General features: G+C 64.4%; 26 protein-coding genes and 1 pseudogene. 2 read left to right on the forward strand and 25 right to left on the reverse strand.

What is annotated here, in order from left to right; genetic code table 11:
- Positions 1 to 8 precede the first annotated feature (8 nt).
- A complete protein-coding gene (locus tag ACVILL_RS35905; protein ID WP_456733369.1) occupies positions 9 to 1136 on the forward strand; it encodes a hypothetical protein in 1128 nt (375 codons plus the stop codon).
- On the opposite strand, the gene ACVILL_RS35910 is transcribed toward ACVILL_RS35905, so the two are convergent.
- Together ACVILL_RS35910 and ACVILL_RS35915 are read right to left on the reverse strand one after the other, a co-directional pair.
- On the reverse strand, positions 1137 to 1433 hold the full coding sequence (locus ACVILL_RS35910; RefSeq protein WP_456733370.1) for a DUF1330 domain-containing protein: 297 nt from the start codon (positions 1431 to 1433) through the stop codon (positions 1137 to 1139). It lies immediately after the preceding gene.
- A 6-nt stretch (positions 1434 to 1439) separates the two neighbouring features.
- On the reverse strand, positions 1440 to 2234 hold the full coding sequence (locus tag ACVILL_RS35915; protein ID WP_456733371.1) for an SDR family NAD(P)-dependent oxidoreductase: 795 nt from the start codon (positions 2232 to 2234) through the stop codon (positions 1440 to 1442).
- A 408-nt stretch (positions 2235 to 2642) separates the two neighbouring features.
- On the opposite strand from ACVILL_RS35915, the gene ACVILL_RS35920 reads away from it, so the two are divergent.
- A complete protein-coding gene (locus tag ACVILL_RS35920) occupies positions 2643 to 4637 on the forward strand; it encodes a methyl-accepting chemotaxis protein (protein WP_456733372.1) in 1995 nt (664 codons plus the stop codon).
- A 227-nt stretch (positions 4638 to 4864) separates the two neighbouring features.
- On the opposite strand, the gene rplQ is transcribed toward ACVILL_RS35920, so the two are convergent.
- The 23 genes and pseudogenes from rplQ to rplB all read right to left on the reverse strand — a co-directional run bounded on the left by rplQ (position 4865) and on the right by rplB (position 17558).
- Positions 4865 to 5281 (reverse strand): 50S ribosomal protein L17, encoded by a 417-nt coding sequence (rplQ, locus tag ACVILL_RS35925; protein WP_456733373.1) that lies wholly within the window; start codon positions 5279 to 5281, stop codon positions 4865 to 4867.
- A gap of 116 nt (positions 5282 to 5397) precedes the next feature.
- Positions 5398 to 6417 carry a DNA-directed RNA polymerase subunit alpha gene (locus ACVILL_RS35930; RefSeq protein ID WP_018272129.1) on the reverse strand — a complete coding sequence of 340 codons (1020 nt, stop codon included), beginning with the start codon at positions 6415 to 6417 and terminating at the stop codon, positions 5398 to 5400.
- Positions 6418 to 6546: 129 nt separating this feature from the next.
- Entirely contained in the window at positions 6547 to 6936 is a 390-nt protein-coding gene (rpsK, locus tag ACVILL_RS35935) for a 30S ribosomal protein S11 (protein WP_006021048.1), read from the reverse strand.
- Positions 6937 to 7050: 114 nt separating this feature from the next.
- Positions 7051 to 7419, reverse strand: a complete 369-nt coding sequence (gene rpsM / locus ACVILL_RS35940) for a 30S ribosomal protein S13 (protein ID WP_016843766.1) — start codon at positions 7417 to 7419, stop codon at positions 7051 to 7053.
- Positions 7420 to 7609: 190 nt separating this feature from the next.
- On the reverse strand, positions 7610 to 8476 hold the full coding sequence (locus ACVILL_RS35945) for an adenylate kinase (RefSeq protein ID WP_456733374.1): 867 nt from the start codon (positions 8474 to 8476) through the stop codon (positions 7610 to 7612).
- Between the two features lie 71 nt (positions 8477 to 8547).
- Positions 8548 to 9884: pseudogene (gene secY / locus ACVILL_RS35950) on the reverse strand (preprotein translocase subunit SecY).
- Between the two features lie 147 nt (positions 9885 to 10031).
- Positions 10032 to 10517 (reverse strand): 50S ribosomal protein L15, encoded by a 486-nt coding sequence (rplO, locus tag ACVILL_RS35955; RefSeq protein WP_456733375.1) that lies wholly within the window; start codon positions 10515 to 10517, stop codon positions 10032 to 10034.
- Between the two features lie 21 nt (positions 10518 to 10538).
- Positions 10539 to 10742 carry a 50S ribosomal protein L30 gene (rpmD, locus tag ACVILL_RS35960; protein ID WP_173637154.1) on the reverse strand — a complete coding sequence of 68 codons (204 nt, stop codon included), beginning with the start codon at positions 10740 to 10742 and terminating at the stop codon, positions 10539 to 10541.
- A gap of 39 nt (positions 10743 to 10781) precedes the next feature.
- Positions 10782 to 11348 (reverse strand): 30S ribosomal protein S5, encoded by a 567-nt coding sequence (gene rpsE, locus ACVILL_RS35965; protein ID WP_456733376.1) that lies wholly within the window; start codon positions 11346 to 11348, stop codon positions 10782 to 10784.
- A gap of 58 nt (positions 11349 to 11406) precedes the next feature.
- Complete coding sequence (rplR, locus tag ACVILL_RS35970; protein ID WP_016843760.1) at positions 11407 to 11766, reverse strand: 50S ribosomal protein L18; 360 nt, start codon at positions 11764 to 11766, stop codon at positions 11407 to 11409.
- Positions 11767 to 11777: 11 nt separating this feature from the next.
- Positions 11778 to 12311 carry a 50S ribosomal protein L6 gene (gene rplF / locus ACVILL_RS35975; RefSeq protein ID WP_050402254.1) on the reverse strand — a complete coding sequence of 178 codons (534 nt, stop codon included), beginning with the start codon at positions 12309 to 12311 and terminating at the stop codon, positions 11778 to 11780.
- Between the two features lie 14 nt (positions 12312 to 12325).
- Positions 12326 to 12724: a 30S ribosomal protein S8 gene (rpsH, locus tag ACVILL_RS35980; protein ID WP_456733377.1), complete on the reverse strand. Its 399-nt coding sequence runs from the start codon at positions 12722 to 12724 to the stop codon at positions 12326 to 12328.
- A gap of 15 nt (positions 12725 to 12739) precedes the next feature.
- Entirely contained in the window at positions 12740 to 13045 is a 306-nt protein-coding gene (gene rpsN, locus ACVILL_RS35985; protein WP_016843757.1) for a 30S ribosomal protein S14, read from the reverse strand.
- 46 nt (positions 13046 to 13091) lie between these two features.
- Positions 13092 to 13649 (reverse strand): 50S ribosomal protein L5, encoded by a 558-nt coding sequence (gene rplE / locus ACVILL_RS35990; RefSeq protein ID WP_029878722.1) that lies wholly within the window; start codon positions 13647 to 13649, stop codon positions 13092 to 13094.
- The gene (gene rplX, locus ACVILL_RS35995) at positions 13642 to 13956 is read right to left on the reverse strand and encodes a 50S ribosomal protein L24 (protein WP_456733378.1); all 315 of its coding nucleotides are present in this window, start codon (positions 13954 to 13956) and stop codon (positions 13642 to 13644) included. Before rplX ends, rplE begins: the two co-directional genes overlap by 8 nt.
- Complete coding sequence (gene rplN, locus ACVILL_RS36000) at positions 13956 to 14324, reverse strand: 50S ribosomal protein L14 (protein WP_011473865.1); 369 nt, start codon at positions 14322 to 14324, stop codon at positions 13956 to 13958. The genes rplX and rplN overlap by 1 nt, the downstream gene beginning before the upstream one ends.
- A gap of 75 nt (positions 14325 to 14399) precedes the next feature.
- A complete protein-coding gene (gene rpsQ / locus ACVILL_RS36005; RefSeq protein WP_016843754.1) occupies positions 14400 to 14648 on the reverse strand; it encodes a 30S ribosomal protein S17 in 249 nt (82 codons plus the stop codon).
- Positions 14649 to 14658: 10 nt separating this feature from the next.
- A complete protein-coding gene (gene rpmC / locus ACVILL_RS36010; protein WP_212309665.1) occupies positions 14659 to 14865 on the reverse strand; it encodes a 50S ribosomal protein L29 in 207 nt (68 codons plus the stop codon).
- Positions 14866 to 14870: 5 nt separating this feature from the next.
- Positions 14871 to 15284 (reverse strand): 50S ribosomal protein L16, encoded by a 414-nt coding sequence (gene rplP, locus ACVILL_RS36015; RefSeq protein ID WP_456733379.1) that lies wholly within the window; start codon positions 15282 to 15284, stop codon positions 14871 to 14873.
- A gap of 30 nt (positions 15285 to 15314) precedes the next feature.
- Entirely contained in the window at positions 15315 to 16016 is a 702-nt protein-coding gene (gene rpsC / locus ACVILL_RS36020) for a 30S ribosomal protein S3 (protein WP_018272135.1), read from the reverse strand.
- Between the two features lie 20 nt (positions 16017 to 16036).
- Positions 16037 to 16423, reverse strand: coding sequence for a 50S ribosomal protein L22 (gene rplV / locus ACVILL_RS36025; protein WP_018272136.1), 387 nt, complete (start codon positions 16421 to 16423; stop codon positions 16037 to 16039).
- A gap of 10 nt (positions 16424 to 16433) precedes the next feature.
- Positions 16434 to 16712: a 30S ribosomal protein S19 gene (rpsS, locus tag ACVILL_RS36030; protein ID WP_024578574.1), complete on the reverse strand. Its 279-nt coding sequence runs from the start codon at positions 16710 to 16712 to the stop codon at positions 16434 to 16436.
- Between the two features lie 12 nt (positions 16713 to 16724).
- Positions 16725 to 17558 carry a 50S ribosomal protein L2 gene (gene rplB, locus ACVILL_RS36035; protein WP_456733380.1) on the reverse strand — a complete coding sequence of 278 codons (834 nt, stop codon included), beginning with the start codon at positions 17556 to 17558 and terminating at the stop codon, positions 16725 to 16727.
- Positions 17559 to 17561 lie beyond the last annotated feature (3 nt).

Raw genomic sequence — 17561 nt, forward strand, 5'->3', positions numbered from 1 at the left:
GGATTTGCGTGCTCAACAAGCTTGACGACTTCCCCATCCACCAGACGCCGGAGCCGATCGCGGTTCCCTCGACCAGCGACCGCAACGTCTATGACCGGACCTGGTTCAACGGCTACACCGCCGACGGCGCGTATTATTTCGGGATCGGCATCGCGATCTACCCGCACCGCAAGATCCTCGACTGTGCCTTCAGCGTCGTGGAGCGCGGCGGACGGCAGCACTGCTTCTACGGGTCGCGGCGGGCGCCGATCGAGCGCACCGAGATGCAGGTCGGCCCGTTCAGGCTCGAGATCATCGAGCCGATGCTACGCACCCGTGTCATGCTCGACGACAATGCGACGGGCCTCGCCTGCGACCTCACCTTCTCGGCGCGCACGGCCGCGATCCAGGAAGCGCGGCAGACGCTGTGGTCGGGCGATCGCCGCGCCATGGATGCAACCCGATTCGACCAGTTCGGCCGCTGGAGCGGCGTAGTTCGTCACCCCGATGGCGAGATCAAGGTCGACGATCGCACCTGCTACGGTACCAAGGACCGCTCCTGGGGCGTGCGCAATGTCGGCGAACGCGATGTCGGCGGCGCGCCGATGCCGCCGCCGAGCGTGTTCTTCCTCTGGGCGCCGCTGGTGTGGGACGACCACATCTCGCACGCCATCTTCTTCGACGGCACGCATGGCGAGGCGCTGGTCCGCGAGGGCATCACCGCCCCGCTCTACCGGAGCGAGGCCGAAATTCCCGGCGTCGTCGACGGGCTCGACCGCCGCATGGCGACCGCGCGGCATCGTGTCAAATACGTGCCGAACAGCCGGCTGGCGCGGTCGGCCGAGATCGACCTTGTCGATATCGACGGCCACACCTCAACCATCGCGCTCGACCCGATCCTCAAATTCCAGATGAAGGGCCTCGGCTACGGCCATCCGCAATGGGGTCAGGGCATGTGGAAGGGAGAGCTGGAAATCGGCGGCGAGTCGTTCGATCCCGCCACGCTCGATCCGCTCGCCCGCGAGAACGTGCATGTGCAGCAGGTGGTCCGTGCCCGCCAGGGTGACCGAACGGGCATCGGCGTTCTGGAGCAGATATGCTTCGGCCCCTACCGTCCGGCCGGTTTCAGCGAGTTCCTTGATGGCGCGAAGGGATAGCTAGATCGGTGGCACGCCCTCGACGAACAACAGCCGCCGCTCCAGCGCGGTCGCGCGAAGCTTCAACGCTTCTGCGTATTCCGCTGACGCGTACCATTCGCGCAGGCGCGCCATCGTCGGAAATTCGACGATGACGATCGCGTCGGACGGCGGACCGCCCTCCACCACTTCCACGGCGCCGCCACGCACGATGTAGCGCCCGCCATACTGTTCGATGGTTTTCGCCGCCAGCGTTCGATAGGCATCGAACGCGGCAGCCTCCCGCACCTCGACCTCTGAAATCACGTAGGCCGCCATGCGGCCTCACGCGATCGTATTGACGATGCCGCCCTCGGCGCGCAGCGCGGCGCCATTGGTCGCAGACGCTTCCTTCGAGCAGGCATAGACAACCATGTTGGCGATCTCCCCGGTGCTGGCAAAGCGCTGCAGCAGCGAGGTCGGCCGGTGCTGCTTGACGAAGTTGGCGGCCGCCTCCTCGACCGACTGGCCGTTCTGCTTGGCGAGATCCTTGACGAAGGTCTCGACGCCTTCGGACATCGTCGGTCCGGGCAGCACGGAGTTGACGGTTACCGCGGTGCCGCGGGTCAGCTCGGCGAGCCCGCGCGCGATCGCAAGCTGCGCGGTCTTGGTCATGCCGTAATGGATCATCTCGGTCGGGATGTTGAGGCCGGATTCCGAGGAGATGAAGACGATGCGGCCCCAGTTGCGCTTCAGCATGCCCTGCATGTAGCCGCGCGACAGTCGAACGCCCGACATCACGTTGACTTCATAGAAGCGGCTCCAGTCCTCGTCGGGAATGTCGAAGAACGGCTTCGGTTCGAAGATCCCTGCATTGTTGACGAGGATGTCGACCTCGGGCAGCGCCGCGAGCAGCGCCTTGCAGCCGGTCGCGGTCGAGACGTCGGCAGCGATGCCGCGAACCTTCGCGCCCGATACCGCCTTCCCGATCGCCGCAACGGCCGCATCGACCTTGGCCTGACCGCGGCCATTGACCACGACTTCGGCGCCGGTCCCGGCCAGCCCCTTGGCTATGGCGTTGCCGATGCCCGCGGTCGAGCCGGTCACGAGCGCGGTCTTTCCGGAAAGGTCGATTTTCATGCGAGGTCTCCTGTCAGCCTGTCAGGCATATTTGGAATGCGCGCGCGCCGATGCAACCGGGGTTCGCGTACGGCAGATGCGCAAATTCACGGCAAGCGCCGGGTAGCATCCTAACACCGCCGGCCGCGGCCGACGCCAGCCATGTCGCGCGGATGACGCTGCAAGAACGCTACATATGTTCGCAGCGAGCCGAATTGCCACGCGCAATCTTGGTTGATGCATCGTCTCTCCGGCCTTCATCCAATCTTCATATGAAACATCGCGCGCACGCCGATTGCTTTCACACATTGTCAATTGGCCGCCGCTAAGCGTCGCCGCAAACAGCCCGGGCTGTTGTGTTGGCAACCGGACGCGCCCCTCTCTTCGATAACGACGTCCGGAGCTCTGCGACTGACAGGAATGCATCAGATGTTCGTTGTGTCCAGGATCAAGCCGTTCGCCGCTGCTGTCCTGAAGCGATTTCGTCCCAGCCTCAAAAGCCAGATCGCGATGCTCGGGATTGGCGGCGTCGCCATCGTCAGCGTCACCTGCCTCGGCGGCCTCGACTACGCCGCCAATGTTCAGCGCGAATCCGACGACAGCATGCGCTTCAGGGCGCAGCTGTCCGAGCTCTCGGACGGATTCCTGGAGACGCAGCAGATCGCGGCGCGTTTCCTGAAGTCGCGCGATGAGGGGCTGGCGAAGAAGCTGTCCGGGCGCGTTGCGGACGAGCTCGCTTTGCTCGACAAGCTCGAAGCCTTCGCTGCGACCGCGCCGGACGGCGATTCGATCCGGCAGGTCGGCTCGCTGCGGAGCGGAATCAACCTCTATGCGACGCGCTTCCAGAATATCGTCGGCGCCCAGCGCATCCTCGGCATGAACCCGAATGACGGCTTGCAGGGCAAGCTGCGCAATGCGGTCCAGCAATTCGAGACCAAGGTCGGACAGATCGATCAGCCGCGTTTGACTGTCCTGCTGCTGACGATGCGCCGGCTCGAGAAGGATTTTGCACTGAGCGGCGAGGAACGGTTCGGCGACCAGCTCAACGAACGCGAGGACGAATTCGAGACCGCGCTGGCGGCCACCTCGCTGTCGACGGACGCGAAGGCCGAGATCGTCGGCCTCGCCCGCGCCTACAAGCTCGCCTTCGCCGGCTTCCTCGTCTCGCGCCAGACGCTCGACGATCAGCTCGACGACCTGTCGCAGATTTTCGACCGCACCCGGCCGGCGCTGGTTAAAGTCGCCGATGCCGCCAACGCCCGCGCCGAGCTCGCGCAGCAAAAGGCCGACGCCTTCCGGCAGACCTTCACCTGGCTGATCGGGATCGTCGCCGTCGTGCTGACGCTGTTCGCCATCCTGTTCGGCCGGCGCGTCGCGGGCCTGATCAGCCGGATGAGCGCGGCGATGCGCCAGCTCGCCGACGGACATTTCGACGTCGTCCTGCCCGGCCTCGAGCGCAGCGACGAGATCGGCGGCATGGCGCGCGCGGTCGAGAGCTTCAAGACCAGGGCGCAGGACAAGGCGCGCGCCGAGCTCGACGCCCGGCTGGAGGAAGACCGCCGCGCGGCCGACCGGCACAAGGCCGAGCTGGCGCGGCTCGCGGCGGCATTCGAAGCCAGCGCCGGCAACGTCATCGCGACGGTATCGGCGGCCTCCGAGGAGCTTGCGGCTTCGGCCCGCGACCTGAGCGACACGGCCCATCACACCCAGGACCTGTCCGCCAATGTCGCGGCCGCCTCCGAGGAGGCCTCCGACAATGTCAGGCTGGTTGCGGCGGCGACCGAACGGATGATCGCGTCGGCTGCCGAGATCGGACGCCAGGTCGGCGAATCCGCCGGCTTCGCCAGCGGCGCCGTCGCCCAGGCGCAGCAGACCGACGAGCGGATGGCGCAGCTCGCCTCCGCCGCCGACCGCATCGGCAACGTGGTGCAGCTGATCGCTGCAATCGCACGGCAGACCAACCTGCTCGCGCTCAACGCGACGATCGAGGCCGCGCGCGCCGGCGCGGCAGGCTCGGGCTTCGCCGTGGTCGCGCAGGAGGTGAAAACGCTCGCCAGGCAGACCGCTGACGCCACCGAGGACATTCGCAGCCAGATCGCGGATATCCAGGCCGCGACGCGGCAGTCCGCCGGCGCGATCGGCGATATAGCCGGCATCATCCGGCGGATCGCGCAGATCGCCTCCGACGTGGCCAAGGCCATCGACGCGCAAGGCAGCGCGACGCGGAGCATCGCGGAAAACGTTCAGATCGCCTCGGAGCGGACCTCGCAGGTGGCCGTCAGCATCGGACAGGTGGCGAGCGGCGCCTCGCGGACCGGCAGCGCCTCGTCGCAGGTGCTGAGCTCCTCGCGGCTGCTGTCGGACGGCAACAGCCGCCTGAAGCAGGAGCTCGACAATTTCATCGCCACCATCCGCGCCGGGTGATTGCTTGACCCAGCCCCTTGGCCCGCAGGATGTAACACCCCCACTCGATCGTCATTGCGAGGAGCGATAGCGACGAAGCAATCCATGTCTCCGCTTGCGGCGCGATGGATTGCTTCGCTTCGCTCGCAATGACGTGGATAGAGCGGTGCGCACTGAATGCCGTTCCACGGCGCAAACAAAAACGGCGCCCGAGGGCGCCGCTTTCAAAACTTTCGCTCGAGACCGGCTTACGCCGCCTCGGCTTCGTTGCCCTGGGCGGGACCGGAGTCCTGGCCCTTGGCGTCGACGTCGCGGTCGACGAACTCGATCACGGCCATCGCCGCGTTGTCGCCGTAGCGGAAGCCGGCCTTGATGATGCGGGTGTAGCCGCCCTGGCGGTCCTTGTAGCGGGTCGCCAGCGTGTCGAACAGCTTCTTGACCTGATCGACGTCGCGCAGCTCGGAGATAGCCTGGCGGCGCAAGGCCAGCCCACCCTTCTTGCCGAGGGTAACGAGCTTCTCGACGATCGGCCGCAGCTCCTTGGCCTTCGGCAGCGTGGTGACGATCTGCTCGTGCTTGATCAGCGCTGCCGCCATGTTGGCGAACATCGCACGCCGGTGCTCGGCGGTGCGGTTGAGCTTCCGATGAACCTTGCCGTGACGCATTGACTTCTTCCTTCTTCATTCTGTCGCGGTGGTTCAGCGACAAGTGCAGGTGGGCATCCTGCGTTCGCCCGGTAGAATCATGGCCGGGACAGCCCGGCCATGATGATTGAAACGGATCAGTAGTGATCCTCGAAGCGCTTGGCGAGCTCGTCGATGTTCTCCGGCGGCCAGCCCGGCACTTCCATGCCGAGGTGCAGACCCATCTGGGCCAGCACTTCCTTGATCTCGTTCAGCGACTTGCGGCCGAAGTTCGGGGTGCGGAGCATTTCCGCTTCCGACTTCTGCACGAGGTCGCCGATGTAGACGATGTTGTCGTTCTTCAGGCAGTTTGCCGAACGCACCGACAGCTCGAGCTCGTCGACCTTCTTGAGGAACGCCGGGTTGAACGCGAGATCGGGGATGATCTCCTGCGTGACTTCCTTGCGCGGCTCTTCGAAGTTGACGAACACGTTGAGCTGATCCTGCAGGATGCGCGCGGCGTAGGCCACCGCGTCCTCCGGCGTGATCGCGCCGTTGGTCTCGATCGTCATGGTCAGCTTGTCGTAGTCGAGGATCTGGCCCTCACGGGTGTTCTCGACCTTGTAGGAGACCTTGCGGACCGGCGAGAACAGGCTGTCGACCGGGATCAGGCCGATCGGCGCATCCTCGGGCCGGTTGCGCTCGGCGGCGACATAGCCCTTGCCGGTCGTGACCGTGAACTCCATGCGGATCTCGGCGCCGTCGTCCAGCGTGCAGAGCTGCAGGTCGGGGTTGAGCACGGTGACGTCGCCGACGGTCTGGATGTCGCCGGCGGTGACGGCGCCCGGGCCCTGCTTCTTCACGACCATGCGCTTCGGGCCTTCGCCCTGCATCTTGATCGAGATGTCCTTGATGTTGAGCACGATGTCGGTGACGTCTTCACGGACACCGGCGATCGAGGAGAACTCGTGCAGCACGCCGTCGATGTGCACCGACTGCACCGCCGCGCCCTGCAGCGAGGACAGCAGGATGCGGCGCAGCGCATTGCCGAGCGTCTGGCCGAAGCCGCGCTCGAGCGGTTCGGCGACCACGGTGGCGAACCGGCTCGCGTCCGAGCCCGGCGTCACCTGCAGCTTGTTCGGTCGAATGAGTTCTTGCCAATTTTTCTGGATCGTCACTTTTTCACCCTTTGCCGGTCGTTCGGGCCACGCGAGTGGCCGAGCCTGGCGTTGGAGATCGCGGAACAGTCCGCGCGGTCAATTCCAAAAACCATCGCAGGCGGCCAGAGGCCGCCCGCGACTTACAGATCAAACGCGCCGACGCTTGCGCGGACGGCAGCCATTGTGCGGGATCGTGGTCACGTCGCGGATCGAGGTGACGGTGAAGCCCGCAGCCTGCAGCGCGCGAAGCGCCGACTCACGGCCCGAACCCGGGCCGGCCACTTCAACCTCCAGCGTGCGCATGCCGTGTTCCTGCGCCTTCTTGGAGACGTCTTCGGCCGCGACCTGCGCGGCATAGGGGGTCGACTTGCGCGAGCCCTTGAAACCCATCGTGCCGGCCGACGACCAGGCGATGGTGTTGCCCTGCGCGTCGGTGATGGTGATGGTCGTGTTGTTGAACGACGAATTCACGTGCGCGATGCCGGAGGCGATGTTCTTGCGTTCGCGGCGGCGTACGCGGGTGGCTTCCTTGCCCATTTCAAACCTTTCCTGTGATCTCAACGCCGCCGTAGTGCCAGCGGCTACACCTCAAAACGCAAATGGCGAGTAGCGAATTTCGATTCGCTACTCCCCACCTGCAATTCGCAAAACTTACTTCTTCTTGCCGGCGATCGCCTTGGCCGGCCCCTTGCGCGTGCGCGCATTGGTGTGGGTGCGCTGGCCGCGCACCGGCAGTCCGCGGCGATGACGCAGGCCGCGATAGCAGCCGAGGTCCATCAGCCGCTTGATGTTGATGCCGACCTCGCGACGGAGGTCGCCCTCGACCAGATAGTCGCGGTCGATGACTTCGCGGATCTGGAGGACCTCCTGGTCGGTCAACTGGTTGACGCGACGATCCACCGGGATCTTCACCTTCTCCATGATGTCGGCCGCGTTCTTCTGGCCGATGCCATGGATGTACTGAAGCGCGATCAGGACGCGCTTGTTGGTCGGAATGTTGACGCCGGCAATACGGGCCACGGACTTCTCTCCTGTCGCCGCTCCATCACGGATACGGGCTTCTCAAGTTCTTGCTACTTGCGGGCTTGTGTCCACAAACGCGAACACGACGCCCACCCCTCGTGTCCTTTGGGGCCCGGCATCGTCATAAAACTATCCAACTTGGATGCGGGGCTTATTAAAGGATTCATGTCGGTTTCGTCAACCGCTCCTAGCGTTTAGCTCGCTTTTTCGTGAGCTTTTTTGCGGCCTTTTTGGTGGTCTTGGCTCCCTTGCGGGCACTCACGGCGCGGGCGGCCTTCTTGACAGCCTTCCGGGCCCCTTTGGCCCTGGCGGGTGCCTTGGCGGCCTTCCGGGCGGGTTTGGCGGGCTTTTTGGCCGCTTTGGTTGCCTTCTTGGCCGGTTTCCTGGTGGTCTTCTTCGTCGACTTGGTGGTCTTTTTGGCCGCCTTGGCGACGATCTTGGCTTCCTCGTGCTCCTTCGGTTCCAGCGCGCCGAGCGCGGTCAGGATCCGGTTGATCTCGCGGGTGACGTGCTCGATGGTCATCATGCCGTCGACCGTCAGCAGCTTCCGCCGCTCCGAATAGTAGTGAATCAGCGGTTCCGTCAGGGAACGGTACTGCGCCAGGCGCTTGGTCAGCACCTCCGGCGTGTCGTCGAGGCGCACTTCCTCGCCGCGCGCGCGGGTTTCCTCGGCGCGCTTCTCGACGCGGGCGAGCAGCGCGCTCTCGTTGACGCGCAGTTCGACGACGGCGTCGAGCTTGAGGTGTTTTTTCCGGAGCAGTTCGTCCAGTGCCTCGGCCTGCGGCACGGTGCGCGGGAAGCCGTCGAGAATGAAGCCCTTCTTGGCGTCCGGTTCCTCGATCCGGTCGGCGATGATTCCCACCACGACCTCGTCGGGAACCAGGCCGCCATTGGCCATGATCTCCTTGGCCTGCAGGCCGACCGGGGTGCCCGCAGCAACCGCCGCGCGCAGCATCTCGCCGGTCGAGAGCTGAACGATGCCGTGCCGATGCACCAGCCGCTGCGCCTGGGTTCCCTTGCCCGAGCCCGGCGGCCCCAAAAGGATCAATCTCATATCTGTTTCGCCCCCCGGCTAGGTGGGCGACGTCCGCACACCTGTGTTTTGAGTTCGAAGCCGCGCCGCGATCAGCGGCGGCGGCCTCCCCTGAGCTTCGACTTCCTGATCAGCCCTTCATACTGATGAGCGAGCAGATAGCCCTGCACCTGCGACACCGTATCCATCGTCACGCTGACGACGATCAGAAGCGAGGTGCCACCAAAGTAGAACGGGACCGAGGCATAAGAAATCAGAATTTCCGGAATCAGGCAGACGATCGCCAGATAGATCGCGCCGAGCACCGTGATGCGCGACAGCACATAGTCGATGTACTCGGCGGTGCGCTCGCCGGGCCGGATGCCCGGGATGAAGCCGCCATGCTTCTTCAGATTGTCCGCGGTCTCGGTCGGGTTGAACACGATCGCGGTGTAGAAGAAGGCGAAGAACACGATCAGCGCCAGATAGAGCAGCAGGAACAGCGGGCGGCCGTGGCTGAGCTGGGTGGTGAGCCACTGGAACCATTCCGGCCCCTTGCCGGCGTTGAAGTTCGCAACCGTGGTCGGCAGCAGCAGCAGCGACGAGGCGAAGATCGGCGGAATCACGCCCGAGGTGTTGAGCTTGAGCGGCAGATGCGAGGACTGGCCCTCGAACATCTTGTTGCCGACCTGCCGCTTCGGATACTGGATCAGCAGCCGGCGCTGGGCACGCTCCATGAACACGATGAAGGCGATCACGGCGACCGCCATCACGATGACGATCAGGATCAGGCCGGTCGACATCGCGCCCTGCCGGCCGAGTTCCAGCATGTTGGCGAGCGCCGACGGCAGCTCGGCGACGATGCCGGACAGGATGATCAGCGAGATACCGTTGCCGATGCCGCGCGAGGTGATCTGCTCGCCGAGCCACATCAGGAACATGGTGCCGCCGGTCAGCGTGATCGCGGTCGAAATCCGGAAGAACATGCCGGGGTCGCTGACGACATTGCCGGCGCCTTCGAGGCCGATCGCGATGCCGTAGGACTGGAACAGCGCCAGGATCACCGTCAGATAGCGGGTGTGTACTGGTTCAGCGTCTTGCGGCCCGCCTCGCCTTCCTTCTTGAGCGCCTCGAGCTGCGGCGACACGGTGGTCAAGAGCTGCACGATGATCGATGCCGAGATGTACGGCATGATGTTCAGCGCGAAGATCGCCATGCGGTGGATGCCGCCGCCGGCGAACATGTTGAACATGCCGAGGATCCCGCCGGACTGGCTGCGGAACACCTGCTCCCAGATGTTGGGGTCGATGCCGGGCAGCGGGATGTAGGTGCCGAGCCGATAAACAAGCAGCGCACCCAGGGTGAACCAGATGCGCTTCTTGAGCTCGTCGGCCTTCGCCAGCGATCCGAAATTGAGATTGGCGGCAAGTTGTTCGGCTGCTGAGACCATGTTTCGGCTTTCTTCCCGGAGCCCCTTTCGCCGGCGCCCCCGTTTGGGCAGCCGGCAGACACCAGCCATTATCTGGTGCTCGGCCTCGATAAGTCCATCATTCGATCGGCGGATTGCCCGCGTGGCCAGCGGGCAATGACGCAGATGTTACGCCGCCTCGCCTTCGTCCTTGGCGGGGGCCAGGATCTTGACCGAGCCGCCGGCCTTCTCGACCGCGGCAATGGCCGGCTTGGAAGCGCCGTGCGCTTCGATTGTCAGCTTGGTCTTGATCTCGCCGCGGCCGAGCAGCCGCAGGCCGTCCTTGGCGCGGCGCAGCACGCCGGCCTTGACCAGCGACTCGACGGTCACGGTCTCGCTGGCGTTGACCAGCTTGTTGTCGATCGCTTCCTGCAGACGGTCGAGATTGATCTCGGCGAAGTCGAGCCGGAAGATGTTGTTGAAGCCGCGCTTCGGCAGACGGCGATGCATCGGCATCTGGCCGCCTTCGAAACCCTTGATGCGGACGCCCGAACGCGCGGTCTGGCCCTTGCCGCCGCGGCCCGAGGTCTTGCCCTTGCCGGAACCGATGCCACGGCCGACACGCATGCGCTTCTTGCGCGAGCCGGCGTTGTCGGCGATATCGCTGAGCTTCATCGCCCTTCTCCTTATCTCTGCTTACTCGCCGACGACGCGGACGAGATGCTGAACCTTGCTGATCATGCCGCGAACTTCAGGGGTGTCCTGCAGCTCGGCAACCCGGCCGATCTTGTTGAGCTTGAGGCCGATCAGCGTCGAACGCTGCGAGTGATGGCGGCGGATTGCGCTGCCGATCTGCTCGACCTTGATGGTCTTGCTGGCCTGATTGTTGGCCTTGGCCATGACAGTAACTCCGAATAGCGCTTCGAGAGGCGCGCGTTGTTATTCCGCCACCACTTCGGCGTCGCCGCCGACGCGGCGCGACTGCAGGGTGGAGACCTTGATGTTGCGGCGGGCGGCCACCGAGCGCGGCGAATCCTGATGCTTCAGCGCGTCGAAGGTCGCGCGAACCATGTTGTAGGGGTTCGACGAGCCGATCGACTTAGCCACCACGTCCTGGACACCAAGCGTCTCGAACACGGCGCGCATCGGGCCGCCGGCGATGATGCCGGTACCGGCCGGAGCGGCGCGCAGATAGACGCGACCGGCGCCGTGACGGCCGGCGATGTCGTGATGCAGCGTGCGGCCTTCGCGCAGCGCGACGCGGGTCAGATTGCGCTTCGCCGACTCTGTCGCCTTGCGGATCGCTTCCGGCACTTCGCGCGCCTTGCCGTGACCGAAACCGGCCCGGCCCTTCTGATCGCCGATCACGACCAGCGCCGCAAAGCCGAAGCGCTTGCCGCCCTTGACGACCTTCGCCACGCGATTGATGTGGACCAGCTTGTCGACGAACTCGCTGTCGCGCTCCTCGCGCTCCCTGCTCCGTTCGCGTCCGCGTTCACCTGCCATGGTGTTTTCCAATCTCTAGGAGGCTAGCGCCTCTTTCCTCGTAATCGTTCAAATTCGTTTAGAAGCTGAGCCCGCCTTCGCGCGCCGCATCGGCGAGCGCCTTGACGCGCCCGTGATAGATGTAGGCGCCGCGATCGAACACGACTTCCTTGACACCCTTCTGCGCCGCGCGCTCGGCGAGCAGCTTGCCGACGGCCTTCGCCGCATCGATGTCGGCGCCGGTCTTGCCGGCGTCGCGCATGGTCTTCTCCAGCGACGAGGCGGAAGCGAGCGTCTCGCCCTTCTGGTCGTCGATGACCTGGGCGTAGATGTGCTTGGACGAGCGGAACACCGACAGCCGCGGACGGCCGCCAGCCGAGCGACGAAGCGCAAGGCGCACGCGCTGCTTGCGCCGGGCATTCGTAACCTTGAGTGACATGACCGGCTCCGTTACTTCTTCTTGCCTTCCTTGCGGAAGATGAATTCGTTGGCGTACTTCACGCCCTTGCCCTTGTAGGGCTCCGGCGGACGGTAGGCGCGGATCTCGGCGGCGACCTGGCCGACGCGCTGCGGATCGTTGCCGGTGATCGTGATCTCGGTCGGCTTCGGCACCGCGATGGTGATGCCTTCCGGGATCGCGTAGACCACGTCGTGGCTGTAGCCGAGCGCGAGCTGCAGGTTCTTGCCCTGCATCGCGGCGCGATAGCCGACGCCGGTGATCTCGAGCTTCTTCTCGAAGCCCTTGGTGACGCCCTCGACGAGGTTGGCGACCTGCGCGCGCGCGGTGCCGTACATCGCCTGCGCGCGGTTGGTCTTGACGCGCGGAGCGACCTTGACCTGGCCGTTCTCGAACTTCACCTCGACGTCGTCATGCACGACGAACTGAAGCGCGCCCTTCGGCCCCTTCACCTTCACCGTCTGGCCCTCGACGGTCGCCGTCACACCCGACGGGATCGCCACCGGCCTTTTGCCGATACGTGACATCGCAATATCCTTCCTCAGAACACCGTGAAGAGAACTTCGCCGCCCACGTTGGCGTCGCGCGCCTCGTGGTCAGCCATGATTCCCTTCGGCGTCGACAACACCGAAATGCCGAGACCGTTGTTCACGCGCGGCAGGTTCTTCACCGAGGCGTAAACGCGGCGGCCGGGCTTCGACACCCGCTCGATCTCGCGGATGACGGGCTCGCCGTCGAAATACTTCAACTCGATCTCGAGCTCGCTGCGGCCCGAGGCGTGCTCGACGCTGGCGTAGCCGCGGATGTAGCCCTCGGTCTTCAGGACCTCGAGCACGTTGGCGCGCATCTTCGAGCCGGGGCTCGAGACCTTGGACTTCGAACGCATCTGCGCGTTGCGGATGCGGGTGATGAGATCGCTGATCGGATCGTGCGTAGACATTGTTCCGACCCTCCCTTACCAGCTCGACTTCACGAGGCCGGGAACCAGGCCCTTGGAGCCGAGTTCACGCAGCGCGATGCGCGACAGCTTGTTCTTGCGATAGTTCGAGCGCGGACGCCCGGTCAGCTCGCAACGATTGCGGATGCGCGTCGGCGACGAGTTGCGCGGCATCTCGGCGAGCTTCAGCGTCGCCGCGAAGCGCTCTTCCATCGGCTTGGTCTTGTCGGCGATGATCGCCTTCAGCTTCTCGCGGCGCGGGCCGGCGTTCTTCGCCATCCGCTTGCGCCGGTTGTTCTTCTCGACTGAACTCTTCTTTGCCATGCTTGGCTCCTGGGTATCCGCGTTTGAGTGGCTTTGGCTCAGCTACTCACTGCCGGAACGGGAAATTGAAAGCGGTCAACAAGGCGCGCGCCTCGTCGTCGGTCTTGGCGGTGGTGCAGACCGTGATGTCCATGCCACGCGCTTCCGAGACCTTGTCGAAGTCGATCTCGGGGAAAATGATGTGCTCCTTGATGCCGAGCGAGTAGTTGCCGCGGCCGTCGAAGCTCTTCGGGTTCAGGCCGCGGAAGTCGCGGACGCGGGGCAGCGCCACGTTCACCAGGCGGTCGATGAACTCGTACATATGGGTCTTGCGCAGCGTGACCTTGCAGCCGATCGGCTGGTTCTCACGCAGCTTGAAGGTCGCGATCGCGATCCGCGAATAGGTCACGATCGCCTTCTGGCCGGCGATCTGGGTCAGCTCGGCGGCGGCGGTCTCGGCCTTCTTGCGGTCGTTGACGGAATCGCCCACGCCCATGTTGAGCACGACCTTGTCGAGGCGCGGCACCTGCATCACGTTGGCATAACCGAACTTCTCGGTCATCATGCCGCGGATCTTCTTGTCGTATTCCGTGCGCAGACGCGGAATGTAAGCTGTATCAGCCATCGATCTCTGCTCCCGAGCTCTTGGCAACGCGAACCTTCTTGCCATCGGCCTGAATCTTGAACCCAACGCGGGTCGGCTTTCCGTCCTTGCCGACATACGCGATGTTGGACAGGTCGATCGGCATCTCCTTGGAGATGATGCCGCCTTCCTGGGTCTGGGTCTGCTTCTGGTGACGCTTCACCATGTTGATGCCGCGAACGAGAGCCTTGTTCTCGTCCGGACGCACCTCGAACACCTCGCCGGTGCGACCCTTGTCGCGGCCGGTGAGCACCATCACCTTGTCGCCCTTGCGGATCTTGGCAGCCATCACAGCACCTCCGGCGCGAGCGAAATGATCTTCATGTGGTTCTTGGCGCGCAGCTCGCGCGGCACCGGCCCGAAGATGCGGGTGCCAACCGGCTCGGACTGATTGTTGATCAGCACGGCGGCGTTGCGGTCGAAGCGGATGACCGAACCGTCGGCGCGGCGGATGTCCTTGCGGACCCGGACCACGACGGCCTTCATCACGTCGCCCTTCTTCACCTTGCCACGCGGAATGGCTTCCTTGATCGACACAACGATAACGTCGCCCACGGTGGCATAGCGGCGCTTGGAACCTCCAAGAACCTTGATGCACATGACACGGCGTGCGCCAGAATTATCGGCCACGTCGAGGTTGGTCTGCATCTGAATCATTGATGCACCTCGTCCTCTTTCTGCGCTTTAGCGCGCTCAAAATTTCCCTGAATGACTTCGGCCAGGCCGAGGTAATCAGGCCGTTTTCTTGTGTTCGCCCCGGACCACGGTCCAGCGCTTCAGCTTCGAGATCGGCTTCGATTCCTCGATCCAGACCATGTCGCCCGGCTTGAACTGGTTGTTCTCGTCGTGCGCGTGGTAGTTCTTGGAACGGCGGATCGTCTTCTTGTAGATCGGGTGGGTGAAGCGGCGATCGACGCGCACCACGATGGTCTTGGCTTGCTTGTCGCTGACGACCACGCCCTGCAGAGTACGTTTCGGCATAGCAGGCCCCTTACTTCTTCTTCGCGCGCAGCTGCGCGGCGATGGTCTTGATACGAGCGATATCGCGGCGAGCTTCCCGCATCCGCGAGGTGTTCTCCAGCTGCCCGGTGGCGCGCTGGAAACGCAGGTTGAAGCGTTCCTTCTTCAGGTTCAGGACCGCGTCGTCCCGCTGGTCGTCGCTCATCGCGCGAATGTCTTCAACTTTCATCTCGGCCATGGCGATTACTCCGCAATGCGCGCAACGAAGCGCGTCTTGATCGGCAGCTTGGCGGCGGCGAGCGACAGCGCTTCCTTCGCGGTCTGCACCGGCACGCCGTCGATCTCGAACATCATGCGGCCGGGCTTGATCCGGACCACCCACAATTCCGGCGCACCCTTGCCGGAGCCCATGCGGACTTCGGCGGGCTTCTTCGACACCGGCACGTCCGGGAACACTCGGATCCAGACGCGGCCGGCGCGCTTCATGTGACGGGTCAGCGCGCGGCGGGCGGCTTCGATCTGACGGGCGGTGACGCGCTCAGGCTCCATCGCCTTCAGGCCGAACTGGCCGAACGCCAACGTCGCGCCAGAGGTCGCAACGCCGTGGATACGGCCCTTATGCGCCTTCCGGAACTTCGTTTTCTTAGGTTGCATCATGGCTTTAAGCCCTCAAATTCCTGCTTTGCCTCAAGCGGCGTCGCGGCGCGAACGCGGCGTGTTGTCGCCCTCGGCCATCTTCTTGTCCTGGGCCATCGGATCGTGCTCGAGGATCTCGCCCTTGAAGATCCAGACCTTGACGCCGCAGGTGCCGAAGGTCGTGAACGCGGTAGCAACGCCGTAGTCGACGTCGGCGCGCAGCGTGTGCAGCGGCACGCGACCTTCGCGGTACCACTCCATGCGCGCGATTTCGGCGCCGCCGAGACGGCCCGAGCAGTTGATGCGGATGCCCTCGGCGCCGAGACGCATCGCCGACTGCACGGCGCGCTTCATGGCGCGGCGGAACGCGACGCGGCGCTCGAGCTGCTGGGCGATCGATTCAGCGACCAGGGTCGCGTCGAGCTCCGGCTTGCGGATTTCGACGATGTTGATCACGACGTCCGACGAGGTGATGTCGGCGACCTTCTTGCGCAGCTTGTCGATGTCGGCGCCCTTCTTGCCGATCACGACGCCCGGACGGGCCGAATGAATCGTCACGCGGCACTTCTTGTGCGGACGCTCGATCACGATGCGGGCGACGGCCGCCTGCTTGAGCTCCTTGTGCAGGATCTCGCGGATCTTGACGTCCTCGTGCAGGAGCTTGCCGTATTCCTGCTTGCCGGCGAACCAACGGGAGTCCCAGGTCCGGTTGATGCCGAGACGCAGCCCGATTGGATTGATCTTTTGACCCATCGTCTTCTCCTGCGCCCTTCTTAAGCGCTTGCCTCGGCCTCGACCTGACGAACCACGATGGTCAGGTGCGAGAACGGTTTGAACACACGGCCCGAACGGCCACGGCCGCGCGGAGCAAAACGCTTCATCACGATGCCGTTGCCGACATGCGCCTCGGCAACGACGAGATCGTCGACATCGAGGTCGTGGTTGTTCTCGGCGTTGGCGATCGCCGATTCCAGGCACTTCTTGACGTCGACCGCGATCCGCTTGCGCGAGAACTGCAGGTCGGCGAGCGCAGCAGACGCCTTGCGGCCGCGGATCAGCTGCGCCACCAGGTTGAGCTTCTGCGGGCTGACGCGCAGCATGCGGGCGACGGCCTTGGCCTCATTGTCCGCGAGGCTACGTTCGCGCTTTGGTTTGCTCATCGGTTAATCCTCAAGCCTTCTTGGCTTTCTTGTCGCCCGAATGGCCGTGGAAGGTACGGGTCGGCGAGAACTCGCCGAACTTGTGACCCACCATTTCCTCGTTGATAGCCACCGGCACATGCTTGTGGCCGTTGTAGACGCCGAACGTCAGGCCGACGAACTGCGGCAGGATGGTCGAGCGGCGGCTCCAGATCTTGATGACGTCGTGACGGCCGGACGCGCGGGCGGCATCTGCCTTCTTGAGCAGAGAACCCTCGACGAACGGGCCTTTCCAGACTGAACGAACCATGTCCGGCGTTCCTTACTTCTTCCGCTTGTGGCGGCTGAGGAGAATGAATTTGTTGGTCGACTTGTTGGTGCGGGTCTTCTTGCCCTTGGTCGGCTTGCCCCACGGAGTGACCGGGTGACGACCGCCCGAGGTACGACCTTCACCACCGCCGTGCGGGTGATCGATCGGGTTCATGACGACGCCGCGGTTGTGCGGACGCCAGCCGAGCCAGCGGGTACGACCGGCCTTGCCGATCGAGATGTTCATGTGATCCGGGTTCGAAACCGCGCCGATCGTGCCGCGGCAACGGCCGTGCACGAGACGCTGCTCGCCCGAGTTCAGGCGCATGATCACATAGTCCTGGTCGCGGCCGACGATCTGCGCATAGGTGCCGGCGGAGCGCGCCAGCTGGCCGCCCTTGCCGATCTTCAGCTCGATGTTGTGCACGATCGTGCCGACCGGCATGTTGCCGAGCGGCATGACGTTGCCCGGCTTCACGTCGACATAGTTGCCGGCGACGACGGTGTCGCCCGCCGCCAGACGCTGCGGCGCCAGAATGTAGGCGAGCTCACCGTCCTGGTACTTGATCAGCGCGATGAACGCGGTGCGGTTCGGATCGTACTCCAGCCGCTCCACGACCGCCGGCATGTCCACCTTGTCGCGGCGGAAGTCGACGGTACGGTATGCCTTCTTGTGGCCGCCGCCGCGGAAACGCACGGTGATGCGGCCGGTGTTGTTGCGACCGCCATTGCCGAGCTTGCCCTCGGTCAGGGTCTTCACCGGCTTGCCCTTGTAGAGCGCCGAACGATCGACCATGACCAGCTGGCGCTGGCCCGGCGTCGTGGGATTAAAGGTTTTCAATGCCATCGT

This window comes from Bradyrhizobium sp. USDA 3364 (genome assembly GCF_054056355.1).